General features: G+C 68.6%; 18 protein-coding genes and 3 tRNA genes. 12 read left to right on the forward strand and 9 right to left on the reverse strand.

Going from position 1 to position 26,206, the window contains the following annotated elements; genetic code table 11:
• Positions 1-58 precede the first annotated feature (58 nt).
• Genes AB0881_RS09795 through AB0881_RS09805 form a run of 3 tightly spaced genes read right to left on the reverse strand, consistent with a single transcriptional unit; the run spans position 59 to position 2,530 of the window.
• Entirely contained in the window at positions 59-883 is an 825-nt protein-coding gene (locus AB0881_RS09795) for an aminodeoxychorismate lyase (RefSeq protein WP_366615774.1), read from the reverse strand.
• Positions 846-1,853, reverse strand: coding sequence for a chorismate-binding protein (locus AB0881_RS09800; RefSeq protein ID WP_366615776.1), 1,008 nt, complete (start codon positions 1,851-1,853; stop codon positions 846-848). The genes AB0881_RS09795 and AB0881_RS09800 overlap by 38 nt, the downstream gene beginning before the upstream one ends.
• Entirely contained in the window at positions 1,850-2,530 is a 681-nt protein-coding gene (locus tag AB0881_RS09805) for a winged helix-turn-helix domain-containing protein (protein WP_366615778.1), read from the reverse strand. Before AB0881_RS09805 ends, AB0881_RS09800 begins: the two co-directional genes overlap by 4 nt.
• 131 nt (positions 2,531-2,661) lie before the next feature.
• Here AB0881_RS09805 and AB0881_RS09810 point away from each other — a divergent pair.
• The 6 genes from AB0881_RS09810 to AB0881_RS09835 all read left to right on the forward strand — a co-directional run bounded on the left by AB0881_RS09810 (position 2,662) and on the right by AB0881_RS09835 (position 10,383).
• A tRNA-Gly gene (locus tag AB0881_RS09810) sits at positions 2,662-2,733 on the forward strand.
• Between the two features lie 26 nt (positions 2,734-2,759).
• Positions 2,760-2,830, forward strand: a tRNA-Cys gene (locus AB0881_RS09815).
• Positions 2,831-2,860: 30 nt separating this feature from the next.
• A tRNA-Val gene (locus tag AB0881_RS09820) sits at positions 2,861-2,935 on the forward strand.
• Positions 2,936-3,819: 884 nt separating this feature from the next.
• Positions 3,820-5,904, forward strand: a complete 2,085-nt coding sequence (locus AB0881_RS09825) for a TerB N-terminal domain-containing protein (RefSeq protein WP_366615780.1) — start codon at positions 3,820-3,822, stop codon at positions 5,902-5,904.
• The gene (locus AB0881_RS09830) at positions 5,901-7,247 is read left to right on the forward strand and encodes an ATP-binding protein (protein ID WP_366615781.1); all 1,347 of its coding nucleotides are present in this window, start codon (positions 5,901-5,903) and stop codon (positions 7,245-7,247) included. Before AB0881_RS09825 ends, AB0881_RS09830 begins: the two co-directional genes overlap by 4 nt.
• Positions 7,219-10,383 (forward strand): DEAD/DEAH box helicase, encoded by a 3,165-nt coding sequence (locus AB0881_RS09835; protein ID WP_366615782.1) that lies wholly within the window; start codon positions 7,219-7,221, stop codon positions 10,381-10,383. Before AB0881_RS09830 ends, AB0881_RS09835 begins: the two co-directional genes overlap by 29 nt.
• A 713-nt stretch (positions 10,384-11,096) precedes the next feature.
• On the opposite strand, the gene AB0881_RS09840 is transcribed toward AB0881_RS09835, so the two are convergent.
• Together AB0881_RS09840 and AB0881_RS09845 are read right to left on the reverse strand one after the other, a co-directional pair.
• Positions 11,097-12,974, reverse strand: coding sequence for a DNA/RNA helicase domain-containing protein (locus AB0881_RS09840; RefSeq protein WP_366615898.1), 1,878 nt, complete (start codon positions 12,972-12,974; stop codon positions 11,097-11,099).
• Positions 12,975-13,146: 172 nt separating this feature from the next.
• Positions 13,147-13,869, reverse strand: a complete 723-nt coding sequence (locus tag AB0881_RS09845) for a CBS domain-containing protein (RefSeq protein ID WP_366615784.1) — start codon at positions 13,867-13,869, stop codon at positions 13,147-13,149.
• A 1,477-nt stretch (positions 13,870-15,346) separates the two neighbouring features.
• On the opposite strand from AB0881_RS09845, the gene AB0881_RS09850 reads away from it, so the two are divergent.
• The 5 genes from AB0881_RS09850 (at position 15,347) to AB0881_RS09870 (ending at position 20,892) form a co-directional block, all read left to right on the forward strand.
• The gene (locus AB0881_RS09850) at positions 15,347-17,548 is read left to right on the forward strand and encodes an AAA family ATPase (RefSeq protein WP_366615785.1); all 2,202 of its coding nucleotides are present in this window, start codon (positions 15,347-15,349) and stop codon (positions 17,546-17,548) included.
• A 448-nt stretch (positions 17,549-17,996) separates the two neighbouring features.
• Entirely contained in the window at positions 17,997-19,295 is a 1,299-nt protein-coding gene (locus tag AB0881_RS09855; RefSeq protein ID WP_366615787.1) for a DUF1990 family protein, read from the forward strand.
• Positions 19,292-19,954: a DUF1990 family protein gene (locus AB0881_RS09860; RefSeq protein ID WP_366615789.1), complete on the forward strand. Its 663-nt coding sequence runs from the start codon at positions 19,292-19,294 to the stop codon at positions 19,952-19,954. Before AB0881_RS09855 ends, AB0881_RS09860 begins: the two co-directional genes overlap by 4 nt.
• Before the next feature lie 98 nt (positions 19,955-20,052).
• Positions 20,053-20,481, forward strand: coding sequence for a hypothetical protein (locus tag AB0881_RS09865; protein ID WP_366615790.1), 429 nt, complete (start codon positions 20,053-20,055; stop codon positions 20,479-20,481).
• Between the two features lie 162 nt (positions 20,482-20,643).
• Positions 20,644-20,892, forward strand: coding sequence for a hypothetical protein (locus AB0881_RS09870; RefSeq protein WP_366615792.1), 249 nt, complete (start codon positions 20,644-20,646; stop codon positions 20,890-20,892).
• Positions 20,893-20,962: 70 nt separating this feature from the next.
• On the opposite strand, the gene AB0881_RS09875 is transcribed toward AB0881_RS09870, so the two are convergent.
• Together AB0881_RS09875 and AB0881_RS09880 are read right to left on the reverse strand one after the other, a co-directional pair.
• Complete coding sequence (locus AB0881_RS09875; protein WP_366615794.1) at positions 20,963-21,607, reverse strand: nitroreductase family protein; 645 nt, start codon at positions 21,605-21,607, stop codon at positions 20,963-20,965.
• Between the two features lie 40 nt (positions 21,608-21,647).
• Complete coding sequence (locus AB0881_RS09880; protein WP_366615795.1) at positions 21,648-22,451, reverse strand: triose-phosphate isomerase family protein; 804 nt, start codon at positions 22,449-22,451, stop codon at positions 21,648-21,650.
• A 218-nt stretch (positions 22,452-22,669) separates the two neighbouring features.
• Between AB0881_RS09880 and hxlB the strand changes: the two genes are divergently transcribed.
• A complete protein-coding gene (hxlB, locus tag AB0881_RS09885) occupies positions 22,670-23,266 on the forward strand; it encodes a 6-phospho-3-hexuloisomerase (protein WP_366615797.1) in 597 nt (198 codons plus the stop codon).
• A 47-nt stretch (positions 23,267-23,313) separates the two neighbouring features.
• Here the strand turns inward: hxlB and AB0881_RS09890 are convergent, their stop codons facing one another.
• Together AB0881_RS09890 and AB0881_RS09895 are read right to left on the reverse strand one after the other, a co-directional pair.
• Entirely contained in the window at positions 23,314-23,649 is a 336-nt protein-coding gene (locus AB0881_RS09890) for a hypothetical protein (protein WP_366615798.1), read from the reverse strand.
• A gap of 15 nt (positions 23,650-23,664) precedes the next feature.
• A complete protein-coding gene (locus AB0881_RS09895; protein WP_366615800.1) occupies positions 23,665-25,815 on the reverse strand; it encodes an ATP-binding protein in 2,151 nt (716 codons plus the stop codon).
• Positions 25,816-26,206 lie beyond the last annotated feature (391 nt).

Here is a 26,206-nt window from a genome sequence, read left to right on the forward strand (position 1 = left end):
AGCGTCACCGCTAACGTGACCCAAGAAGCCGATCAGGTAAAGACCCTCTGACGGAGAGTCACGGATCCATCAGCTCGGCGCCGCGGGCCGCGAAGACCTCCATCGCCTTGGCGGTGACCGGGCCCGGCGCGGCCGGCAGCGCGGTGCCGTCCACCGCGCGGATCGGCTGGACGTCGCGGGTCGTCGAGGTCAGGAACGCCTCGTCGGCGCGGTAGAGGTCGTCCAGCGGGACGTCCTCCTCCTCGGCGCCGAACCACTCCAGCACCAGCGCGCGCGTCACGCCCGCCAGGCAGCCCGCCGACAGCGGCGGCGTGACCAGGCGGCCGCCCCGCACGACGAAGATGTTGGTTCCGGTGCCCTCGCACAGGTTGCCGGCCAGGTTCCCGAAGATCGCCTCGCCGCCGCCGCGCTCCTTGGCGTAGGCGAGCGACAGCGCGTTCTCGGCGTACGACGTCGTCTTGAGCCCGCTCAGCGCGCCGCGCTCGTTGCGCGGCCACGGCACCACGGTCACGTCCGCCGCGGGCGGGAACGGCTTCTGCTCGCCGACGACGATGCTCGCCGTCGGGCCCGCGTTCCCGCGGTCGGAGCCGAGCGGGCCCGGGCCGCTGGTGTAGGTGATCCGGATCCGCGCCAGCGGCCACTTCGGCGCCGCCGCCAGCACCTCCAGCACCCCGTGCGCCAGCGCGTCCTGGTCGGGCTCGGGCAGCCCCAGCCCGGCCGCCGAACGGGCCAGCCGGCGCAGGTGCCGGGTGAGCGCGAACGGCTCCCCGTTCGTCGCCTTCACCGTCTCGAAGACCCCGTCCCCGACCAGCATGCCGTGGTCGAGGACCGACACCGTCGCCTTCTCAGGATCGACCAGCTCGCCGTTCAGCCAGATCGTCACCGGAAGCCACCTCCAATAGCCGAGCCGCCTTGAGCTCGGTCTCGCGCCATTCCCGGGCCGGGTCGGACCCCCACGTGATCCCCGCCCCGGTACCGAACCGGAGCAGGCCGTCCTCCGCCCAGAACGTCCGGATCCCGACCGCGAGGGCGGCGCGCCGGGAGTCCGCGTCCACCCAGCCGATGGCCCCACAGTACGGGCCCCGGGGAACCGGTTCGAGCTCATCCAGCAAGGCCAGCGCGCTCGACTTCGGCGCACCGGTCACCGAACCGGGAGGAAACGTCGCGTCGATCAGCTCCGGCCATCCGTAACCCCGGTCCAGGCGCGCCCGCACCGTGGAGACGAGATGCACCAGCCCGGGGTGCGACTCAACCGCGCACAGCTCCGTCACCTCGACGGAGCCGACCTCGGCGACCCGGCCCAGATCGTTCCGCACCAGGTCGACGATCATCACGTTCTCGGCGCGGTCCTTGGGCAGCAGATCCCGCTCCGTCCGGCCCGTCCCCTTGATCGGCCGGGACTCGATGACGGCCCCGTCCCGGGACAGGTAGAGCTCCGGCGAGGCGCTGGCGATCCGGAGCCCCGGCACGTCCAGCGTCATCGCGTACGGCGCCGGGTTCCCCCGCGCCAGCCGCGCCCCGAGACCGGCGATCTCGGCCCCGTCCGGCAGCGGGGCGGACAGGATCCGGCACAGGTTCGCCTGGTACACGATCCCGTCGCCGATGGCCGCCCGGATCCGCTCGACGCCCCGCACGTACGCGGCCTCGTCCAGCGACGACGACCACTCCCCCGGCGGCACCCACCGCCCGCCCGGATGCGGCGCCCGCTCGACCCGGTCGAACCGCGCGCACGTGACCTTCCCCTCGTACGTGACGGCCACGGCCCACCAGCCGCGCGACTCCAGCGCGCCCAGATCGCTCGTGACGTCCCGCAGGCCGGTCGCCAGCAGCCCGCCCGCGTACGCGAACCTCACGGCAGGACGCACCCGAACGAGTCCGCCAGCCCCGCGCACCCGGCCTCGGTCACCCGCAGCTCCCGGTCGCCGCCCCGCTCGATCCACCCGATCTCCACGAACCGCGCCAGCAGGGCCGCGCTGAGCGCTCCGTTCAGGTGGGGGCGCCGCTCCGTCCAGTCCAGGCACTCCCCCGCGAACCGCCGCCGCGCCTTCCTCAGGGAGCCCACGTCGATCCCCAGCCGGGCGAACGTCTCCGCGCCCTTCTCGGTCACCTCGAACTCCTCGTCGAGCGACCCGCCGTCCATCAGCGCCGCGTACAGCGCGACGCCCGCCTCGCCGGCCAGATGGTCGTAGCAGCTCCTGGCCCGATGCAGCCTCCTGGCATGCCGGGACTGCCGCAGGCTCCGCACCTCCACCGGCGCGCTGATCCGGCTCAGCGCCTCGATCACCTCGGCGACGTCCGCGCCCGACAGCCGGTAGTACCGGTGCCGTCCCTGCTTGACCACGGTCACGAGCCCGCCGTCCAGCAGCCGTCCCAGATGCGCGCTGGCCGTCGGCGCGCTCACCCCGGCCGTCCTCGCGAGCTCCCCGGCCGCCAGCGGCCGCCCGTCCAGCAGCGCCGTCAGCATCGCCGCCCGCCCCCGGTCCGCCATAAGGGCTGCTACGGGCGCGATGTCCGCCTGAAACCCGGTCATAACCCCGACCCTATGCGCCCCATCCTTCGCCCCCGATGGAAGCGTCCGCGAAACCCAGTTTGGGGAAGCGGCCGGAACGCGCTAATGTTTTCCCCGTCGCCGCGAGGGGGGAACGCCCCCGAGCAGGACAAGCGGAAGTGGCTCAGTGGTAGAGCATCACCTTGCCAAGGTGAGGGTCGCGGGTTCGAATCCCGTCTTCCGCTCTGAGGTGAGGCAACAGTCTCGCTCTGGTGGAGTGGCCGAGAGGCGAGGCAACGGCCTGCAAAGCCGTGTACACGGGTTCAAATCCCGTCTCCACCTCGACGAACGCGCCCCCCGGGGCTCGATCGCGGGCGATTAGCTCAGTGGGAGAGCGCTACCTTGACACGGTAGAGGTCACTGGTTCAATCCCAGTATCGCCCACCACCAACACCCCACATCACAGCCCCGGTCATCGCGCCAGGTGACCGGGGTTTGATCGTTTGACTGTCATCTGACCGTGAACCGCGCCGTCATCCAACGGGCGGGCGGATGCCGTTGCGGGTGTGCGCGTGCCGCAGCTCCCGCACCCGCACCTTCCGGCCGATCCCAGCCTCTCGGCCGCCGGATCCCAGATCTTCCGCCGGACCCAATCCCGCGGCATATACATCTCCACCCGACCCGTGCCTCCTGCGCCGCCCGGTCTGGGCTCGCTGAATCAGCGCATGTCAGGACGCTGTGCTCGTGACGTCCGTGCCGCCATACCAAGCGTGGCTGTTCAATTCTCTGTGCAGAATCGGACAGCGGCGTGGTTCTCCCAGGTGGACGCGCTGCTAGGGCCCTGTTTCGCGGATCGGCTGACAGTGGGCGTTGGTCGGGTCGCCGTGGGTGATGGGTCGTGTGATTTGACCGATGCGCAGCGGGAGCGGCTGGCACCGTTGCTGCCGCCGACTGGTAGGCGAGGTGGACGGTGGGTCGATCACCCATCACCGCCGCCGCGCTGATCATCTGGCTACGCAACTGAACCAAGAAACAGGCCCTAGGCGCGTTGGTCTGTACAGGGCCAGGGCCGCGTGCTGGGCGCTCGTGCCATCGAGGCTGTCCACGGCCGCTGTCGGACAAGTTCGTCAAGGGCGCGTTCGGGGCCGCTGTAATTGGGGCTCGGTTCTGCTTCGGTTGTCATCCAGTGTGTTGATTGAAGCGTCATCTATGGCACGGCGGGCGGTCGGGGCAGGGACTCAGGCTGGTCGGCGGACGGTTTGAGCGGTGCGGGGACTGCGGGGGAAGGTGCTGAAAACGATGGTTGCGGGGTTTCGCGGGTGAGGCCTTCGATGTGCTGGGTGCCTCCTGGTGAGACCACCTGGGTGGCGGGCCGAACGTTGCCAGGCGGGATGCTCTACGTGGGTGAGGGCCTGCGGGCGGCTGTGAAGAACGTCGTGGAGCCGGCCTTGCTGGATCCGGGATTGCCGGTGGCGTGGGGATCGCCGGACTGGTTCGGGCGGGACCTGGACTATTGGCCGTCCTACGCCGAGCTCACCCCGGAGTCCCGGGCGGCCTATCTGCGCTGGCTGGAGGCCGGTCGCCGGCACCGGGACGTGTCGGTCGGGTATGCCTTCCTGTTCTTCTACGGTCTTGAACGGCGGGTTCTGGTCGATCTGGAACGTGACCAGGCTGCGCGTGCGGCAGAGGTACCGGTCATCCGGGCGGAGGTCGCCAGGTTGCGTGAGCTCTTCGGCTCGGACCGATCGTTCAACGGGTACGCGACCGAGTTCCTCGAACTGCTGGACGCGGTGGAGCTGCAGGACACCCGGCCTTTCACTTTGCCCGCGCCTCCTGTGGAAGGGGGGCACCCGTCGGTGCGGTTGCGCATGGGGCTGGGCAGGATGGCCAGGGAAGCCCGGCCGGTGCCTGCCGATTGGGCGTTGGCGTGGGTGCTGTCACATCCGACCTACGCTGCGCGGACAGTGGTGTCCAGGTGCCCGGATGAGTTCGCGCGCCTCTTCGCGCTTCGCTTCGACGATCGTCATCCCGACGGGTTCCGGCTCCAGCCCACGGAACCTGATCTGACGTTTGTCTACCGTCCGGCGAGCAGCGGCTTTCAGGGGCTGTTCCGGATGGCGTGTGCGGGCACTCCGGATGTGTTCGACCAGCCATTGCCGTTGCGCAGGCTGAAGGGTCTCGCCGAGGAGTGCGCTGAGGCGCTGGATCCGTTCAGCCGTCTGGTCGGCAGGGACCCTGGACTGCGTCACAGCCTGGCCGGTACGGCCTTGCTGCCGCCTGAGCTGATCGATCTGGAGTCGGGGCCGGCTGCCACATTCGTGGACTGGGCGCGTTCACGGCTGGGCGGATTCCCAATGTCGACGGTGCCGGTCGCCGATTGGCTGGCCTGGGTCGAGGAAGAGCGTCCGACGAAGAAGTCCGTCATCGCCCTGGCACAGATCCTCGAGCACGCCGGGATCGGCCTGGAGCCGGATCCGCGCTTCGGCGGGCCGGTCCCGCAGGCCGGCTCGATCCTGTTGTTCCACGCCGAGGAGCGGTTGGAGGCGACGCCTTCACAGGCTTACCAGGCGGCGATGCTTCTGATGCACCTGGGCGGGGCGGTCAGCGCCGCCGACGGTCACGTCGCTGTTGAAGAGAAACAGCTTCTGACCAGCCATCTGGAGCAGGCGCTGGGGCTGACGGCAGGTGAACGCAGGCGGCTGCGGGCGCATCTGCGCTGGCTGCTCACCACCGAGATCAAGTTGTCCGGGCTGTCGCGCCGTGTCCAGGGCATGGACCACGGGCAGCGCGAACACGTCGCCGACTTCCTCGCCGCCGTCGCCGCGGCCGACGGCCGGATCGACCCGGCCGAGGCAGCCGCTCTGCGGCGCATCGCCAAGCTGCTGGAGCTCGCACCCGGCGAGATGGACCGCAGGTTGCAGGCCGCGACCGCCGGAGCAGCTCCCGCTGCCGAACCCGTCGTCGTCCGGCCAGGACGGCCGGATCCAGGGCATGCCGTCCCGCCGCCTCCCCCTGAGCAGCCGCGTGCTGACGGCACGGCCGCTCTCACGCTGGATCCGGCTGTGCTGGCGGCCAGGGTCGCCGAGGCCGCCGAAGTCGCCGCGTTGCTCGGCTCCGTGTTCGCCGACGAGGAGCCTGCCGCAACCCCGGCGGCCAAGCAGGCGACGCCTGCTGCGGTCGACGACAAGCCGGTGACCGGCCTGGACATGCCGCATTCCAGACTCGTCCACGAATTGGCGGCCCAGGAGCAACTGCCGAGGTCTGCCTGGGAGGACTTGGCCGCCGCGCACCGGGTGCTGCCGGACGGGGCGCTGGACCGGATCAACGAAGCCGCATTCGAGGTCGCCGGTGAGCCGGCGGTCGAAGGAGAGGACCCGTTGGAGATCAACCACGACGCGCTGGGAGCGATGCTGTGACCGCCACGACCCGGATCCGGCCACGCGAACGCGATGCCCTGTTGCAGTCACTGCGCGCCGGGGTCGTTCCCAGGGCGGGCCAGCACCACGTCCAGGTGGGCCGGGTGGCCGAGGTCCGCGCCATGCTGGCCGATGTCGAACGCGTCGCGGACGGGGGCTCGGCCGTCCGGTTCGTCATCGGCGACTTCGGTGCCGGCAAGACCTTCTTCTTGCATTTGGTGCGTTCGATCGCGATGGAGAAGCGCCTGGTCACCGCGCATGCCGACCTCAATCCTGATCGTCGGCTGCACGCCACCGGAGGGCAGGCGCGAGGACTGTACGCCGAACTGATGCGCAACCTGTCCACCCGTTCCAAGCCCGACGGTGGTGCACTGGCCAGCGTGGTGGAGCGGTTCGTGTCCACGGCGCTGAGCGAGGCCGAGCAGACGGGCACCTCACCCGAACAAGTGATCAGGGCGCGGCTGGCGCACCTGTCGGAGCTGACGGGCGGCTACGACTTCGCCGAGGTCGTCGGCGCGTACTGGCGCGGTCACGACAGCGGCGACGAGCACCTCAAGGCGGCCGCCGTGCGCTGGCTGCGCGGGGAGTTCAGCACCCGGACCGACGCACGCGCCGCACTGGGCGTACGGACGATCGTCGATGACGGCACCATGTACGACCACCTCAAGCTGATGAGCAGATTCGTCCGGCTCGCCGGCTTCGACGGGCTGCTCATCTGCACCGACGAGATGGTGAACCTGTACAAGCTCGGCTCGACCCGGGCCCGCAATTCCAACTACGAGCAGATCCTGCGCATCCTCAACGACACATTGCAAGGCAACAGTGCCCACCTGGGCTTCCTCTTCGGAGGCACCCCCGAGTTCCTCAGTGATTCGAGGCGCGGGCTTTTCAGCTACCCGGCGCTGCAGTCGCGTCTGGCCGAGAACTCCTTTGTCACCGAAGGACTGGTAGACCTTTCCGGGCCGGTGCTGCGGCTGCAGCCGCTCACACAGGAGGACTTCTACGTCCTGCTGACCAAACTCCGGCATGTCTACGCCTCGGGCGACGAAAGCGCCCATCTGGTTCCGGACGAGGCGATCCTGGCGTTCATGCGGCACTGCTCGGAGAAGGTCGGTGACGCCTACTTCCGCACTCCGCGCACCACCATCAAGACCTTCTGCGACCTGCTGGCAGTACTCGAGCAGAACTCGCAGGCTGACTGGAAGGAGCTGGTCGGCACGGTCACGCTTGCTCCAGAGCACAACCCCGATCTGGAACCGCTGGACGAGACGGCCGACGAGAAGGAGTCCTCCGGACCGGCGGCAGGGGACGACGATGACGGCCTCAGCACCTTCCGGCTCTGACTCCTTCCGGCTGCTGCATCCAGGCGTTCAGCGCTGGATCTGGCAGCAGCAATGGTCGGCGCTGCACGACGCCCAGGAAGTCGCGATCCCGCACATCCTGGGCGCGCAGGACGATGTTCTGGTCTCCGCCGCAACCGCGTCGGGCAAGACCGAGGCGGCCTTCCTGCCGATCTGCTCCGCGCTGGCATCGGGCCCGCCGCGGTCCGGGTTCGGGGCGGTCTACGTCGGTCCGCTCAAGGCGCTCATCAACGACCAGTTCGGTAGGCTGGAGCAGCTCTGCGAGCAGCTCCGGATACCCGTGCACCGCTGGCACGGTGACGTGGACGCCTCCCGCAAGGCCAAGCTGGTCAAGCAGCCCTCCGGCATCGTGCTCATCACGCCCGAGTCGCTCGAGGCGCTGTTCGTCAATCGGGGAACGCAGGTTCCCGCGATGTTCCAGCCGGTCGGCCACATCGTCATCGACGAACTGCACTCGTTCATCGGAACCGAACGCGGGGCACAACTGCAGTCACTGCTGCACCGGCTCGAACTCGCCGTCCGCCGCTCAATCCCGCGCATCGGCCTATCAGCCACCCTCGGTGACATGGACGCCGCGGCCGACTTCCTACGCCCGGGCCGCGGAAGCGCCGCCAAGCTCGTCACGTCCGCCTCCGACGCCCAAGAGCTGCGACTGCAGGTGCGCGGCTACCTCAACGCCGACCCCCGCCACACCAAGGACGGCGCCGAGGACGGTGATGATCCCGAGCACACCATCGGGATCGGGCGTATCGCGATCGCCGACCACCTGTTCCGTGCCCTGCGCGGCAGCAACAACCTGGTCTTCGCCAACTCCCGGGCAAACGTCGAAGAACTCACCGACATGCTGGTCTCCCGCTGCCGGCGAGCCGGCGTTCCCAACGAGTTCGTCCCCCACCACGGCAACCTGTCCAAGGAGATCCGCGAGGACACCGAAGCCCGTCTCAAGGACCGGTCGCTGCCCATCACCGGCATCTGCACCTCCACGCTGGAGATGGGCATCGACATCGGCTCCATCGTGTCGGTCGCTCAGATCGGTGCACCACCCGGCGTGGCCGCACTGCGCCAGCGCCTCGGCCGCGCAGGCCGGCGCGGCGGCCCCGCGACGCTGCGCATGTACGCTCCCGAACCGGAGATCACAGCCAAGTCGCCGCCCCAGGACGAGCTGCGGCTCCAGCTGGTACAGGTCATCGCCACCGTCAACCTGCTCCTGAACCGCTGGTACGAGCCGCCCGACACCGGCGGCCTGCATCTGTCCACGCTGATCCAGCAACTGCTGTCGATGATCTCCCAGCACGGCGGGGTCACACCGCGCGACGCCTACCAGGTCCTGTGCGCTCACGGTCCGTTCCGGCACATCACACCCCAGCTGTACGCCACTCTGCTTCGCGACCTCGGCACCGCCGACCTCATCCGGCAGGAACCCGACGGGCTGCTCCTGCACGGCCTTGCCGGTGAACGCATCGCCAACCACTACACCTTCTTCGCCGCCTTCGCCTCACCCGAGGAGTACCGGCTCGTCACCGGCAGCCGCACGCTCGGTTCCCTGCCAACCGCCCAGCCGCTGCTGGAAGGCGGACTGCTGATCTTCGCGGGCAAGCGCTGGAAGATCGTCGCGGTGGACCAGCGTGCCAAGGTCGTCCAGCTGACGCCGGCCGGCGGCGGGCGCGCCCCGTCCTTCACCGGCATCGCCGCCGACGTCCACGACCGGGTCAGGCAAGAGATGCGGCTGGTATACGAGAGCGCGGACATGCCCATCTACCTCGACGCTGGAGCGCAGCACCTGCTCACCGAGGGCCGCAACGCCTACGAGCGGTTCAAACTGTCGAGCACGCCGATCGTCGGCTGGGGCAAGGAGACCCTCCTCATCCCCTTCCGCGGCGACACCATCGTCAACACCCTCGCCCTGGCCCTGCACCAGCGCGGCATCACGGTCGGACAACAGGGAACCGTCCTCAACCTCTCCGACGCCTCGCCTCACCACGTCGCCGACCTGCTGAGCGACCTGGCCGGCAGCCCTGCTCCCCGTCCGGAGGATCTCGCGGGCCTGGTCCCCGACAAACTCATCGACAAGTACGACGACGTGCTCGGAGACGAGTTGCTCACCATGGCATACGCCGCCCGCAAACTGGATGTGCCGACCACATGGGCTGCGCTCCCCCAGCTCGCCGAAGCCGCCCGTACCAGCGCTCCTGCCCATCACTCCACAGCACCGGTAGCCGCGCCGGTCCGGCATCGCATCGGCACACTCCCCTACGCCGTCATCGACGTCGAGACGACCGGCCTGGACCCGTCGCAGGATCGAATCGTCGAAGTCGCCGTCCACCGCCTCGGCCCGGACGGCACACCGCAGCGCGCCTACACCACGGTCCTGTACAACGACACTGGCCCCGGCCCCACTCATGTACACGGCCTGACGGCCGGCGACCTGGCCGGTGCCCCGACGTTCGCCGACATCGCCGGGGACCTCGCCGGCCTTGTCGAAGGAGCCGTCATCGTCGCGCACAACGCGATGTTCGACATCGCGATGCTGCTGGCCGAGTTCGCACGCGCCGGCGCCGTACCCGACGATCTCCTCACCCTCTGCACCCTCAACCTCGCCAGACGCTTCGGTAGGGACCCCCACTCCCTCACGCTTGAGGCTTGTACGAAAGCAGAAGGCACCCCATTGCCTCGCGCCCATACGGCCGACCATGACGCGCGAGCCGCCGCCCAACTGCTGACCCGCTATCTGGAACGGGCCCAGCAGACTGGACACGAATGGCTCGACGAAGTCGGCGCCATCGGGGCACTACCGTCCGAGAACTGGGCTGCCTGGCGGGCGTCCAACCGTCGTCAAGCCCGCAGTCACACACCCGCACCCGCATTGCGACGCCGCCTGCCAGTCCCCGTCCTCGCCTCCCACGCCGAGACGCTCTACGCAGACCACATCGCGCGCGCAGCTCTGATGCCCGAGACCTACAGCGTCCAGATATCCATACTTCGCGACACCGCACTCAAACTGGATTTGAACTCAAGCCGCCGATCACAGGTACACCAACGCCTGCAAAATGCGTGGCAGAGCGACTCGCAGGCCCTGAATCTTCTTGAGCAACTGACAGCCTGCCTGGAACGCCGATGAGTAAAGCTCGTACCCGTCATCTCGCGCTCGTCCGGCAGTCACCTCAAGCATTGCCCAGCACCATGCCGCTGCGACCGCACCGACCTTGGAGCGCTGGCCGGCCACGGTGAATGCACGGCGCCGAACGCCCCCTGGGCCGACGAGAATCGTCGGCCCAGGGTCCACTGACCGGTCGCCGGCGACAGCTAGGTCGTCACTGCTGGCTGCTGATGCGAACACACCGGTTTTGCTCAATACGGGCGGGAGACCGCTCGAGACGAGAGGTATCATGGCATTCGGGTTTCGTGTCGGTGTTCCCGGCAGGAGCGAGCGGGTATCGACACGCGGAGTACGTATATCGGTCGGCCCGCGGGTAGCGCGAAATCAGCACGGGCACCGGCAGAACACGACTTTCCAGCGAAATGGGGCCGTTCTATACCTCCACTTCGCTCAGCGGCGGACGACCACCCGCCGCGCGTCGGCGCGGCGGTCGGCGACCCCATCGGCGGCCCAACGGAGACTGCCATCAGCGACTCGGTTTCGACACCTACGGCCACTCGAGCCGCCGTGCCGTCGAGTCGCCCGCGGACGTCCCGCGTCTCTCGGACATCGCCAAGGAGGTGAGTTGCCCAGTCACCACTGCGCTCTCCGGCAACGTCTCCATGTCCATCAGACCACTGAACATCGAGCGCCTTGCTGGACGTTGCTTTATGACATATGACACACTTCGATATTCACATCCTCGGAATTATCTTCGCAAGATAATCTTGCGTTTCACTATCAGCAGAGATGACGACAGTGCCCAAAAGTGCGCGAGTAAAAAGAACCCAGTAGGCTTGTCGTATGAAGTGATCAGCCTCTGAATCGTTAACACTGCGCGCGCGGAGCGCAGGATCTTTATTTGCATTTCGCACTGTCACCATGCGGCCATCTCGATAGACAAGGTCGGGTCCGATAATTACGCCATTCCAGTCAAATTCGAATCCCTGCACTGCATAAATGGACCCTACCTGTCCAAATCCTTCTGGATCTACTGCCCACAAATCTCCTGGCGGCGCATCGCCAATGGAGCGCCCCCCCTTGACGGCCCAGGGACGGGACCAGTCCCCTATAATCACGTCAGAGATAAGCGATAGTTCCCCCAGCCCATTGCGCTCAGGCTCACTCCAAGGCCAACAGAAACCGGCAGTAATTCGCGCCGAATATCCATCTACGAGCTTATCGCTTAGATAATTCTCAACCCCCAGGGGGGAATCAGCAACTGCAAGCTTGAAAGAATCGCCGTCCCACGGTTCCAACGGCCCAGCACTCAATCCCAGAAATCTGGCGACCCAATCCTCGTACTTGTGACTGCCGCCAACTCTAAATTGTTCATCCAGTGGGACATGGGTCATGGATATGCCGCTTTTCTCTGCATGTTTCTTGATATAGTCGAGCGTTCCCACCTCCCCCGGCCTGAGAATCTGATGCTCATCTAGAAAGAACACCGGAACCCGAGACGCGTGGATCAATACATCAACCTGTGATCGCTTCTCGCGCAGGTGCGCCGGAGCGAACCGAGTGCCTGAACTTTCTCTAAGCCGTTGCGCCTCATCACAGATCAGCACATCGATCGAATTCTGTTCCGCCTCGTTAAAATCGTTGAAATACTTGAACATCGCTTTAGTGTAAGCGGAGCCCGAGCTTACATATCGACGCATCGCCTGAGTGTACGATCTTGAGCCAGTTGCATGCAGCACAGAGTAACCTTGGCGGCTGAGTTCACCTAGGAGCGAAAGCGCGATCGCACTCTTCCCACTACCAGGTCCCCCGGTGACGACAATTACTCTCTTATCGCCTCTTCTCTGGGCAGAATAAACGGCATGACGTACCATCTCATAGGCCAATCGCTGCTCGTCCAAAAGCGTATACTGCTGACGATTGCGGACTTCCGTTGCAGCGTTTTTGAGAAGACTTCTTGAAGGTGCCACAGCGCTGTTCAAGAGCCGCTCAGCTGCAACACTCCCTGGCGCTTCAGAAAATAGGTCACGCAGATAGCCAATGAACGCCCTCCGCGTAGTTCGAGTGAACAGCTTGGACCGGCTATCTTGGAGCATGTCGTGAAGGTCGTAAACGCTGTCACGATCTGCATTATAGAGATACGCAACAGCATGTACGGAATTCACATTACCGTCTAGCGCTTCAAGAAAATCCGCCATATAGTCACAGTAGCCTCTCGCCTGCAGGAGCGGATGCAAGTGAGCTCTGTCACCCGAACTGCGGACCAGGACACGACTTCTATCTTCCTTCCAAACTTCGGCACTAGTCCATTGCTTGAGTTCCACTACAATGTAGCTAAAAGCACCGGTCCGACGGTCAACACCAGCTAGTACCACGTCCGCGCGCTTACTCGTCAAGGGCAGCTGATACTCGATGAGCATCTCTACCTTGCCCCGCCCTGCATCAACCAGGTCGCTAGCCAGCGAAAAGAGGCCCTCATCCCAGAGTCGACGTTCGGCTTTCGAGACGATGAGGCCATTACTCTCGGTCAGTCTTTTGGCAATGACCTCACTGACGGCGCTACCAGCGTCGGCCTGTTGCAGAAGAAGCTGTTCTGCGGAGTATCTAATCACAGTCGACAAGATTAGCCGCTCCTATAATATGCCAAGTATCCGAGGCGGGCTATAGGGACATCTCCATCCAGCATACCTGGCAAGGCCTCCCAGTAGGTGGACGTGCCGCCTGACCGCCAGCTATGGCGGTCAGGCGTTCGCCTCCGTCGTGCGGTACTACGAGATCAACTGCTCAACCAGCTGGATTTAGACGCCTCAGCCAGTCCAGGAAGCCGCTCAACCGCTGGCACTCCTCGTCAGGGAGAGGTTCCGGCCAGCCGCTCTCGTAATGGGCGAACTTATTTCGTATTTCCCGTACTTTTCGTAGTTCATCGACGAACACTTGCTGATCGACTCTCCACCCGAGACTTTCCCAGATGTCGCGACTGCGAAAAGAGGTCTCGATATTGCCGAGGGTAAGGCGACCGTTGGGCGAGCTATGCTGGATAGCAGCACGCTCGTACGCTCGGTCGAGTATGTTGCGGAGCCGCCACTCGATCTCGCCGATAAGCAGATGCGGTCCTGTGAGTTTTTCGACCGCCATATTAGCGTCGAAGAGCGTGATAATGCCATCGACGACACCGTGCTCGTCCTGCACGAAGATGAACCCGCTCCGCTGGATCACTGAGTGCACTTGCCTCATTTCGGTATCCACGGAGACAACTTCAGCCGGATACATCGCACAGGTCACGGAGTCTTCTCTACCAGCCATTCGGGCAGCGGCGATGGATTCCCATGTGACAGCACCAATCACGGTGAACTGATCAGGCATCACTGGGAGTTGGCTGAAGCAGTGCAGCGACATAAGACTTTCCGCTCGTCTAACATTGTCTTCGGGAACAACGCTGACGAGGTTCTGCTGCTGCAGAGACGGAAGGTGACCGACGCGCAGCGTTACGCTGCTTTCGATACTCATCGGTGGACCTGAGAACACGGGCGCGGATGGGCGCGCGCCACCACAGACACGCGGATGGGCAGCATGAGCTACTCCTACGGGTGGGGGCTTTCCTAAACCACGGGTGCGGCGGAAGCCCGACGGGCCGTACGTGCCCCTAGAGGTTAGCGGAACTAGTGTCAATCCGCACCTTCCGAGCGCACAAGCTAGAGCTGCTGGATGGTCCTGGAGGGCCCACGCCTGGCACTTGTAGGCCAGTGCCGTAGGGATCCGCGACACCACCCTGGGCAACTCGGTGAAGGACTGTCGCGGACAACGCGGCGGCGATGCGTCCATCTCTCTCAAGAGCTCTGTACGACTTGCCCCGGACACGACGCTGTTACATGTGCTGTTGAACGTCCTTCCAGACCAACTGCAGATCGCTACCTGCAGGGGTGATCTTCTCCCCAGGATCTGGAGGGAATAGGAGATCATCTCTTCGTTGGATCTTGCCATGACCGGCGGAACAATACGTAGCCACCGGCTCTGACGTGCACAGACTCCCAACTGCGCAGGTCGGAGGAGATCGTGCATTACCTTGACACGGTAGAGGTCACTGGTTCAATCCCAGTATCGCCCACCGCGAAGTCCCACCTCAGGCGCCTGTCCCACGACCGGGACGGGCACCTTGATCGTTTTGGAACGATTACCGGTTAATCATCGTCTCCCACCCGCCCGCTAGCGTCACGCCAGGTGAGCGAAGTCGGGAGGTACGGCTGGCCGCAGGTGGCGGCGTTCCTCTCTGGCGGCCTCCGGTCGGTGCACTCGTGGCGGACACTGCCGGCGCAGCGTTCGGTGATCGCGTTGGCGCGCGGCGCCCCAGGTCCATCAGCAGGTTGCGGGCCTGCCGAGCCACCCAGTCCCCCAACGGGTGCGCGGCCACGCCGGCCAGGAACGGCGCCAGCTCGGCCCGGCTCGCGCAGGCGCGGGGCCGATACCGGCGTCCTTGAGAATCTTCCACACCGTCGAGGGCGCCACCCGGTGCCCACACCGACCAGTTCACCGTGAACGCACCGGTTGCACCAGGCGGGCATGCCAGCGCAGCACCGTGCGCGGCGAGACAAGCAACCGCAGCTGCCGACGATCGGCGGCGGTGCGGGGCTGCAGTTGGAGGCTGCGGGTGCCGCCCTAGACGCCGCGACGGTGACCCGCACTGACCGGCTCACCGTTCACTGACGACCGGACACAGCACGCGCCGCCCGGGTGCGCCGACCTGCCCCGCCCTCGCAGGGCAGGGGCCCGCCGCCCAGGCAGCGCGGACCGGTCGCGGCTTCGCACCTCGCCGCCCAGAATGGCGGTGGCTCCGGGCGGCTTGGTGGTGAGCTCGGGTTCTTACCCCAGCGGGCGGCCTGGTGTCCGGCCGAGGCCGGGCCCGGCCATGTTTTCTCATCGTACAGATCCATGCGCGTTGGGTGACGGACCCTGGAACGGCACTGGTGAGGCGCGGGACGGGGAGCCGATGCGTGGCAGGGTCCGGGTGGACGGGGAAGTCAGCGGCCAGATGGTCGTCGGCGACCGCAACGTGGTCGTCAACGCGCACGGGTCGACGGTGTCGATCGGAGCCGGGAAGGCGCCGCGGATCCGGTCCCGGACCGAACCGGCCCACGCGCACGCGCCTGATCCGGACGACCGGTTCGTCGGACGGGACCGCGAGCTGCAAGAGGTGGCGTCCCGGCTCCGCGGAGGACGGTCGGTGGTCGTGCACGGCGCGCCGGGCGTGGGCGGGTCGGCGCTGGTGCGCCAGGTCGCGGCGGTGTGGGACGGCGACGTGGTGTGGATCAGCGGGGCGGGTCAGGCGTGTGAGGACGTCGTGCAGCAGATCTTCGAGCTCTGCTACGACGTGGAGGACTACCGGCCCGCTCCCGCGCGGCTTCGCGAGCTGATGAGCTCGATTCAGGCGCTGATCGTCGTGGACGACTTCGCGGGGAGGGCCAGGGACCTCGCCGACCTGGCCGAGACGGTGCCGCAGGGCCGGCTGCTGGTGAACACGGCCGGTGCCGTCGAAGACGAGAGCATATGGCCGCTGGAGCTGGGCGGGCTCGCTGAGAAGGACGCTCTGGCGCTGGTCACCGCCAGGCTCGGACGGGAGCTGGACGAGCCGGAGCGGGATGCCGCCCGCTGCGTGTACGAGGCCTGCCACGGACATCCGGGCATGCTGGTGCAGGCCGCGGCGGCGCTGAAGGCGGGGCGGGCCGAGGCGCTGGGCAGCGACCCGGTCATGCTGCGCAGGGCGCTGGTGGCCGGGCTGAACGCCGAAGCCCGGGCCGCGCTGCAGGTTCTGCGGGCCCTGCCCGGTGTGCCGGTCGGGCCCGAGTTGCTCGGCGTCCTGGCGGATGGCCCGGCCGATGCCGCCGAACTGGAACGGCTCGGCCTGGCCGTGGCCGGGCCGGGTGGTCACCTGCTCGCCGCGGGCCTGGAGGGCGAAGCCGACCCGGGTGGATATGCCGAGGCGCTGATCGAATGGGCGCGGGCGGCGGCGCCGCGCACGACGGCGGCCGCGGGGCCGGTCGTGCTGGCCGTTCTGACCGCCGCCGCGGAGCGCGGCGACGATGCGGCGGCCTGCCGGTTGGCCAGGGTCACCGCGCCCGCGTTCAACCGGAGATTGCGGTGGGGCACCTGGCGGCGGGTGCTGAGCATCGGTCTGGACTGTGCCCGGCGGAGCGGGTCGGCGGCCGATGTGGAGTACTTCGAGCAGGAGGACCGGGCGAGGCGCCGCGCGCTGGGCATGCTGGCCGGCCTGACGGCGGGGGCCGCGGCCGGCGGCGCGACGCTCGCGGTGCATGGTGCGGCGACCTCCGGTGCGCAGGCGTCGGGCGCGGCCGCGCTGGCGCATCCGGGCATCATCGCGGCAGTGGCCACCGCGGTGGTAGCGGCCGCGGTCGCGGGCGCCGTCGCCACCCGTGGCGATCAGCAGGACCCGGTGTCGGCACCAGAACCGGTGGCCTCCAGCGTGCCCTCGGCCCGGCATCCCGCGCCGACCGGCGCCGCCCCGACGAGGACTCCTCGTTCACCGGCCCCGCAGGGCCCGGGGCAGGTCGGCGCGCACCCGTCGGTGCTCGCGCCGGGCGACATGGTCACGGTGACGGCGACGGGTTTCCGGCCGCGCCAGCCGCTGCACTTCGAGGGCCTGGCCGCTCTCGACGGCGGCTGGAGCGGAGTCCGGCCCGCCACCACCGACGACCAGGGCCGCGCCGAGATGCGGACCAAGGTCCACGCGCCGCCCGAAGGCCGGTACCGCATCCATGTCTACGACGTCCTCACCCACCTCACTCCCGGCACCTGGGTACGGGTCCAGGGCGCGGACCGGCGCACCGACGCCGGAGCGGGCACCGGCGCCGAACGCGATGAGTCCACTCCGCCGCCCGGGCCGTTGGACATGGACGTCGATCCGCCGACTCCCGAGGCCGGACATGACTTCGCCGTCGACGCCTCCGGTTTCCAGCCCGGAGAGCCGGTGCAGCTCGACGGTCCAGGGATCACCGTCACCGAGGCCGCCCACGGCCGGGCCCGAGCCGCGCCGGTGGCCGACGACCAGGGCCGGGTCCGGCTGACGGCCAAGGCCCCGTCCGAGCCGGGCGAGTACCCGCTCACCGTGACCGGCCAGCGCAGCGGACGCACCATCCGGCAGCAGCTCACCGTTGTCGGCCCCGGCACCACATGATCAGAGAGGCAGGACCGCGGCAGTCGGAGACGACCACGACGTCCACATCGGGCGGCACTCCCGACCCCGAACCCGTCCGGCGGAGCTGAGGCGTCTCGCCCGTTGGCCGTACGGCAGCGGGACCTGGCGAGGTTGCAGCCCGTACGGCCTGCCCAAGCGTCCACCTGGTTCGGAGGACGGCGCCGGGTTCCGCGCCCCAGCTCGGTGTAGCGGTTCGGCCTGGTCAAAGGGGGTACGGACCTGCAGTGCGGCGGGGAAACGATCGGCGGCATCGGGGGGCGCCGTGCGAGTACGTTGGCGGCGGCGCGCACGTGCGGTGCGCTGGCCCGCGGGCATTGGAATCGCCGGGTGGCGGTGGCTGCGGCATTCTCGCCGGGTCTCTCGGCGTCGGCTGCGTACAAGGGCGGTCTCGGAACTCGAGCGGATCCCGCATCGCGGTGGAGGCCGGGTGCAGAATTCGCGGCAGGGTGTCGGGCCGACCTACCAGCGGCGTTACACGGTCCGCGTCTCCGGAAGCTCGCTGACAGCCGCGCAGTTGATCACGCGTTTGGGTGACGACCTCAACGCCGCATCACCGGTTGAGGTCGCCGTTTTCGACAAGACCTCGAGGACTTCGGACCCGCTGGAGGCGGGAGACGAGTACGTCGTCCACATGCCAGGGCCTTGGAACTGCCCGGTCCGGGTGGTGGAACGTACAGCGGTCTCCTTCAGGTTCGCGACGCTGCGCGGCCACCTGGAGGCCGGGGAGATCGAGTTCCGGGCGAGGGACGACCGGGAGGGCGACCTGGTGTTCACGATCGAGTCGTGGGCGCGGAGCGGGGACCGGATGGCCGAATTCCTCTATGCGAAGCTGGGCATCGCCAAGGAAATGCAGCTTCATATGTGGACGCATTTCTGCACCCGGGTCGCCGAGCTCTCCGGCGGTCACGTGATCGGTGACGTGGAAGTCCAGACCGAACGGGCGGAGCCGTCCGGGCCCGGGCGGCAGCGGCGCCTCGCCCGCGCGGTCACGGCGGCGTTCGCGCGGGCCTCCGCTCTGGCGGCACGGTTGCGCGACCGGCCCCTGCACCCCAAGGGCTTGGTGGTCGAAGCCACGTTGACCTTGCACGGGACGTCCCGGTACTGGGGGGTCCCGTTCCTGGACGACCGCACGGAACTGCGGGGCCAAGTACGGCTGTCCCGAGCGCTGGGCCTGCCGCCCGCGTTGCCGGACGTGCTGGGTCTGGCGCTGCGATGGCGGCAACCGCGGTCCGGTGACGCGGAGGCGGAGGCCATCGGGGAACTGCTGCTGGCCACCACGGGGCATACCCGGCTGGGCCGCCACCTGTTGCGGCCCGCGACCAGGTGGAGCCCTGCCTTCTACGGCTCGCTGCTCGCGTACCGGGCCGGTGACCGCCGGGTCCTGCTGGGTGCTGTCGCTCGGCGGGGCCGGATCGTACCGGCCGGTCTCGCGCCGCTCGCGCGCGCTCTGGAGGAGGCGCCGGCGCTGCTGGATCTAGTGGTGGCGACCGAGTTCGGCTCGTGGGAACGATTCGGCGAACTGCGGCTGCAGGGACCCGCGCGAAGCGATGGCAGCGAACCGATGCGCTTCGATCCGGCCCGCAATCCCGTACAGGGCCTGCTTCCGGCGGGGCTGCTCCAGCAGGTGCGCGGCCCGGCCTACGCCGCCGCCCAGCGCGTGGCCCGCCGCCGTGCCGATGGTGCACGCTCAGAGCGGCACCGCCGGCCGGAGAGAACGGCCCGATGAGTCGGCGCACCCGCATCCAGCGGCGAATGCGGCGGCGGCACGCCGGCCTGCATCGACTCCCTCTCAACTTCGATCCGGGCCGGCACGACATGACCCGCCCGGAAGACGGCTGGCATGTCGACGACTACCGGCAGCCGCTGCCCGCGGAGCCGCCCGGCCCGCCCGTTCCGGGTGGAAGCTGGGAGATCGCTTGCCGGCTGGCACGGAACTATGAGTACGCCGACCCGGGCATCATCCGGGAGATCTGCCGTTCGGGGGCTCCGGAGCCGGGCCGGAACATGCTGCTCGAAGGCCGGTTCTACGGGCTGCGCTTCTACCTCGGCCTCCGCGTCGGTGACGTCGTCGACGGAATCATCGAGCAGGACGGGCGCCGGGCACGGGTGTGGGGTTGGAACTACCGGACGCTGCAGGGGCATCTCGAACGCGGCCAGATGGACCAGGAAGTGCGCAAATGGCTCGACACCGGCGAGGTGGAGTTCCACCTGCACGGCTTCTCACAACGGGCGCCCATCCCGAACCCCATCGTGCGCCTCGGCTTCATCCTCTTCGGCCGGGCCACACAGCTCAGGTTCTACGCACGTGCGTGCCGGCGCATGGAGGCGCTGACGACGGCCGCACTCGCCACGCGACGGCAGGCCCCGGATGACAAGCCCGTGTAGAGCCCCTACGACGCGCAGTCCGGGATGCGGGTGCGCTGACGACACCGCCCACGACCGCCTCACCGCCGACCACACCTCGCGGCTCAGATAGGGACCCTATGCCTACCGAATCCGATGTCGAGCGGTACGGTTTCGCCTTCGACCACCGTTTCGCCCGCTGGCTGTCGATACTGGGGATCCGGCCTGATACCTGCCACCTGACCCTTGCACCTGCCGGGCTGCACGTCCGGTTCGGGCCCTGGACGGTACGGACACCGCTGGACAACGTGGCAGGAGCCGAGACCACCGGTCCCTACGCCGCATGGAAGGTCATCGGCCCGCACCTCTCACTGGCCGACCGCGGACTCACCTTCGGCACCAGCACCGCACAAGGCGTCTGCGTCCGCTTCCACACCCCGGTGACCGGTCTCGATCCACTCCGGCTGCTACACCACCCCGGCCTGACCGTCACCGTCGCCGACCCGGCCACCGTGGCCCGGCGCCTGAACAGCATCGCCACAGCCGCCGGCTGGACCCCCGCCGGCTGACCGCCGAAGGCCAGACACCCAGAAGGCCCGACGCGGCTCCGGAGCGGCTTGCCGAGCCACCTTGAAGACCTTGGGCGAACGTCTACCCGAAACCGGTCGACTCCACGCTAATAGCCTTGGCGGTGCCCGACCAGTTGGCACTCCGTGAGGATCGTTGGAGGCGTGACGGCGATGGATCCGCGACGCATTGAGCTCAACCGGCGGCACAGCCTGGAGATGGGCTTGCTGTTCGCACGATTTCACGATGCCCACCCGGATATCGAATCCGAAATCAATGGACCCCAGATGACCGCGGCCCAGGAGGACGAATGGAGAGAATACAGCGCAGAGCTTCTCGCCCAGCATCAAGCCGAGCGATCAGCTCTCGCTGATGAGATCGAAGCCGAGCGGCGACGGCGCGGCGATCTGTAAGCGATGAGCGTGCCGTTCAGGATCAGATAGGGCACCCGATCGGTGCGCTCGATGCGTGGAGCGGGCTCGGCTATTGCCAGGTGTTCCAGTGCAGTACCTCCTCGGCCTGTTTGCGCGGGCCGCGTTTGAAGACCCCGTCTTTGGGGTGGGCGACGGCCAGCAGTGCGCACTGTGTGACGCCGTCCGGCAATTGCAGGATGCGTGCGGCTTCACATTCGGCCGCGAGGTGCAGTGCGGTGACGGCGGAGGCGAGGCCGCGGCTGCGCAGTGCGAGCATGAAGCTCCAGACCGCGGGCCAGACCGAGCCGTAGTAGACCGAGTTCGCGAGGTGCTCCACCGGAGTCCGGTAACCGAGGGCTGTGAACTGCTCGGCGAGCGCCTCCGGCGGTACCTGCAAGCACACCACGACCAGTGCGGGAGCTCGCGCCATGTGGTCGGCCAGATGGGCCGAGGCCCGGTGCAGGCGGGCCTTCGCGGGGTCCCTGCCCATGTCGTCGATGACGGGACGGGCCGCCTGGGCGTAGCAGCCGCTCAGCTCGGATCTCTTGCCAGGGTCGGTCACGACGATCCAGTGCCAGAGCTGGTCGTTGTGGCCGTTGGGCGCCTGGAGCGCCAGGGCGACGCACTCCCGTAGCACTCCGGTGTCGACGGGCTTCTCGAAGTCGAGGCCGAGCCGTACCGAACGGGTCGTGGTCAGCAGTTCGTCGGGAGTCATCCGTATCGCCTCCTTCGGAGGGGGCTCGGGTCCGGCCGTTTCAGGCCGGCGGCCGGTCGAGGACTTCAGCGATCACCTCGCGGCGCATGGCGGCGTCGTAGGCGGCGCGGCCGAGTCCGACGCCGTCGAGCCGGGCGGCCGCGGCGAGCCGGGTGAACACTCCGGGGGTGACGGCGCCGCCGTACAGGAACCGGACCGGGCCGGTGCGCTCGGCGGTCAGCCGGGACAGGAGGTCGGCGACGGCGACGAAACGCCCGGAATCGGCGGCGCGGTCTCCGCCGATCGTCCAGGCGGGTTCGTACATGACGGCGAGCGCGGCATCGCTAGGCAGCCATTCCAGGACGGGTTCGACCTGGCTCGCGACGGCGCGTACCGCCTCCGGGACGGTTCCCAGGCGCTCCTCGCCGACGCACAGCACCGGAACCAGGCCGGCCCCGGCGGCGGACGCGGCCTTGGCGGCGATGAGCGAGTCGCTCTCGCCGATGATGCGGCGGCGTTCGGCGTGGCCGACCATCGCGTAGGCGCAACCGAGCCCGGCCAGCAGCGTCCCGGAGACCTCGCCGGTGCAGGCGGGCGAATCGGGCCAGAGGTTCTGCGCCCCGTGGGCCAGGCCGCTGCCCGCCAGGAGCCGGCCGACCTCCTGGAGTGCGGGGAACGGCGCCAGCACCATCAGGCCTGCCCGCGCCAGCCGATCCGCGTCTGGCAACAGCGTGGCTATCCATTCGCTCAGTTCCGGGATGCCGAACCCCATTTTTGTATTGGTCACTGTCAAGATCGGCGGGAGTCGTCCCGGAGTGCTTTCCGAGGCACGATGCGGCCTCGGCGCCTGTGATCCGCCCGTCATCGCCTGCCTCCACGATTTCGATACGGCGCCCAGGTCCGCGCTTGAGACGCCGAGATCCCTTCGGGGTGCTCCACCCTGCCCCAAGGAGATCTGTCACGCAATGCAACCATGGCGCTACATCCTGCTTACTCATGGGCATATACATCACTTCTGTCACGTCGCCAGTCAAGGAAAATGACTCATCATGACAGGACGTAATAGCCCAATTACGACCATCGATGATCGTCCAGGGGGGCGGCGGCATGGACCGGGAAGAGGCCAAGACGATATTCGAGGACAGCCTGGGCCAGGTGCTCACCGAGACCGGAAGCGCGCTGAGGCGGACCGACGGCGACGACGCGGTCCGGTTCATCGAACGGCTGCGCGCGGCCGGGACCGTCTACGTGGCCGGGGCCGGGCGGTCCGGCCTGGCGGTGCAGTCGTTCGCCATGCGGCTGATGCACCTGGGCCTCCCCACCCATGTCGCCGGCGACGTCACCACACCCAGCATCGGTCCCGGCGACCTCATGGTGACGTGCAGCGGGTCGGGCTCGAAACGCACGGTGCTGGCGCTGGCGAGGACCGCCAAGGAGAACGACGCGGCGCTGGCGGTCGTGACCGCCGATTCCGGCTCCCCTCTCGCACGGCTGGCGGACCTGGTGCTCCTGCTCCCCGAAGGGGAGGACGGCTACAACTCCGCCGACACCGAGCAGTTCATGGGCACCCTCTTCGAGCAGATGTCCTACCTCTTCTTCGACAGCGTCGTCCTGACCATCCAGCGGCTGATCGACATCGACCAGGCCGAGATGGAGGAGCGCCACACCAACCTCGAATGATCAGCAGGCGGCCGCTCCGCCCGCTCGCGGTCCAACCGGCGCTGCGATCAAGGCCAGAGCGCTTGCAGGGCGGGGAGGAGGGCGCTGCCCGCGGCGCTCTCGAGGATCGTCCGAAGGGACAGGCCCAGTTCGCGGAGTCTCGCGTGGTCGGGCCGGGGATGGCGGGCCGTCCGGGTGATCTCGTCGATGAGGTCGAGCGCCCGCTCCCGCTGCTCGCCGTCCATTTCCAGGGTCGGCAGCGCCTGCGCGACCGCCTCGGTGAACCGGGTGAGGGCCGGCACGTCCACGGTCGTGGTGGACGCGATGGTGTTGTTCCGTCCGATCGCGACCTGTCCCGACACCGGCCCGCCGATGTGGACGTCGTAGTCGTCTCCGTCTGCCATGGTCGTACCTCTCTCTCACGATTCGGACTTGACGAGCAGTTCCCGCCCCACGAACCGCCCGCTTCGGGCGCCGGTCGCCGTGAGCCGGTAGGTGCCCGCGTCGGACGGGGCCCGCACGACGGCGCGGACCAGGCCGCTGTCGTCGGCGGTCGCGGTGATGTCGAACTCCGGGCCCTGGATGCGCACGGGCTCCTCCCCCTGGAAACCGGAGGCGATCACCATGAACTCCTGCCCGGCCACGGGCGTGAGCGGCCGGACGAGAATCTCCAGCGGTTCGGGCGGCGGGGTGGACTCCACACCCTCGCGGCCCGTGCCGCGGCCCGGGCCCTCGACCTCCACCCAGGTGCCGGGGGTGAGGTGGGTGAGGACGTCGTACACGTGGACGCGGTAGCGGCCCGCGGGCGGCGCGTGCACCTTGACCGCCATCTCGGCGCGACCCCGGTCGTCGGTCGTCGCGCGCCGGATCCCCTCGGAGCCGCCGTCCAGGGCGGCGAGCCCCTCGAAGTTGAGCGGCCGGCGCGGCGCGAACCCCGTCGCCGTCACCGTGAGCATGTCGCCCGGGCCGACCGTCGACGGGCGCGCGACGACCCGCGCGGGCCCCTGCGGTTCCGGTGAACGGGACGTTCTGGCCGGGGAGGCCGTGGTCGGCTCGGGAAGCCGCGCGGACGGCGCGCTGGACGGCGCCGGGGCTGGGGCCGGAGCGGACGCCGGACGCTCCTGGCCGCGCATGGCGACCAGGCCCGCGATCCCGGCGGCCACCAGCGCGGTGGCCACCGCCACGACGATGCCCGGTTGCGCCAGTGCGGCCGCGCCGGAGGCCTTCGCGCCGGTGGCCGCCGCACCGTGCACGGCCAGCGCCGCGCCGCCGGCCGCAGTGCCCGCCGCCAGGCCCGCCAGCATGCCCAGCGCGCAGCGCCGCGCCCGGTCCTCGTGCTCGAAGTACTCCACGTCCGCCGCCGATCCGATCCGCCGGGCGCATTCCAGGCCGACGCGCAGCACCCGCCGCCACGTCCCCCACCGCAGCGCCCGGTTGAACGCCGGCGCGGTCGCCCTGGCCAGCCGGCAGGCGTTTTCATCGTCGCCGCGCCTTGCGGTGGCGCCTAGAACGGCCAGCACGACAGGCCCCGCGGCGGCCGTCCTGCGCGGCGGCGCCGTCCGCGCCCACTCGATGAGCGCCTCGGCGTACCCGGCCGGGTCGGCTCCCGTCTCCAACCCCGCGGCGAGCATGTGCCCTCCGGCCCCGGGCACCGCCAGGCCGAGCCGCTCCAGCTCGGCGGCGTCCGCCGACCCGCCACCGAGCGCCCTGAGCAGTTCCGGATCGACCGGCACGCCGGGCAGGGCCCGCAGCACCTCCAACGCGGCACGGGCGGGCGCGTCCAGCCCGGCCACCAGCGCGTCCCGGAGCACGGCGGGATCGGTCCCCAGCGCCTCGCCCCGGCCCGCCTCGATCGCCGCCGCGGCCTGCACCATCGTGCCCGGATGCCCGCCGCACGCCTCGTACACGCAGCAGACGGCGTCGATCTCCGACTCGTCCAGCTCCCGCCCCAGCCGGGCGGTGACCAGCGCCAGGGCGTGCTCTTCGGTGAGCCCGCCCAGCTCCAGCGGCCAGGCACGCCCGTCCTGGACGGGGCCGGCCATGCTCACCAGCAGCCGGCCGGCCCGGACGGTGTCCGCCAGGGCCGCGAGGTCCTTGTCGCTCCCGGAGAAGTCGTCCACGACGATGAGCGCCTGGATCGACTCCATCAGCCCGCGAAGCCGCCCGGGAGCGGGCCGGTAGTCCTCCACGTCGTAGCAGAGCTCGAAGAGGCGCTGCTGGACGTCCTGGGGCGCCTGACCGGCCCCCGCGACCAGCACCACATCCGTGTCCCACGCCGCCGCGACCTGACGCACGAACGCCGACCTGCCCGCTCCGGGCGCCCCGTGCACGACCACGGGCCGTCCCTGGCGGAGCCGGGCCGTGACCTCCGCCAGCTCGCGCTCCCGGCCGACGAGCCGTCCGTCCGGCTCCAGCGCGTCCGCGTGGGCGGGCCTGCGCCGCGACCGGATCCGTGGCGCCTTCCCCGCTCCGACCGACACCGTGGACCCGTTCGCGTTGATGACCACGTTCCGGTCACCGACGACCATCTGGCCGCTGACATCGCCGTCCACCCGCACCCTGCCACGCATCGGATTCCCCGTCCCCGCCTGCCATCAGTGCCATTCCAGGATCCGTCATCCGGCGCGCACGCGGCGGCGTCCACGACGAACATGGCCTAGCCCGGCCTCCGCCTTACGCAGAGCCGCTCGCTGGAGTAATGGCCTGCGAGGGGCCGCGCTCGGACGCCGGTCGTATTGGGTGGTTTCACGACCAGCGCCCATTAGGCGGTTATCAGCGGTTCATTAGCTCGCGGCCGCCCCCAGGGTGGTGCGGAAACGTGAAGGAAACAGGCTGCGTGCTGGGATCGGCGCGTTCTGATAATGATCTTCCAGAGGTTCCAAGCAGGCGGCGAGAGGTGTTCGAGTGGCGTTGAAGGACCGGAGCTACCGGACGAAGGTCGGATCATCCGTACTGGCGGCT

This window comes from Spirillospora sp. NPDC029432, assembly GCF_040703975.1.
GTDB lineage: Bacteria > Actinomycetota > Actinomycetes > Streptosporangiales > Streptosporangiaceae > Spirillospora.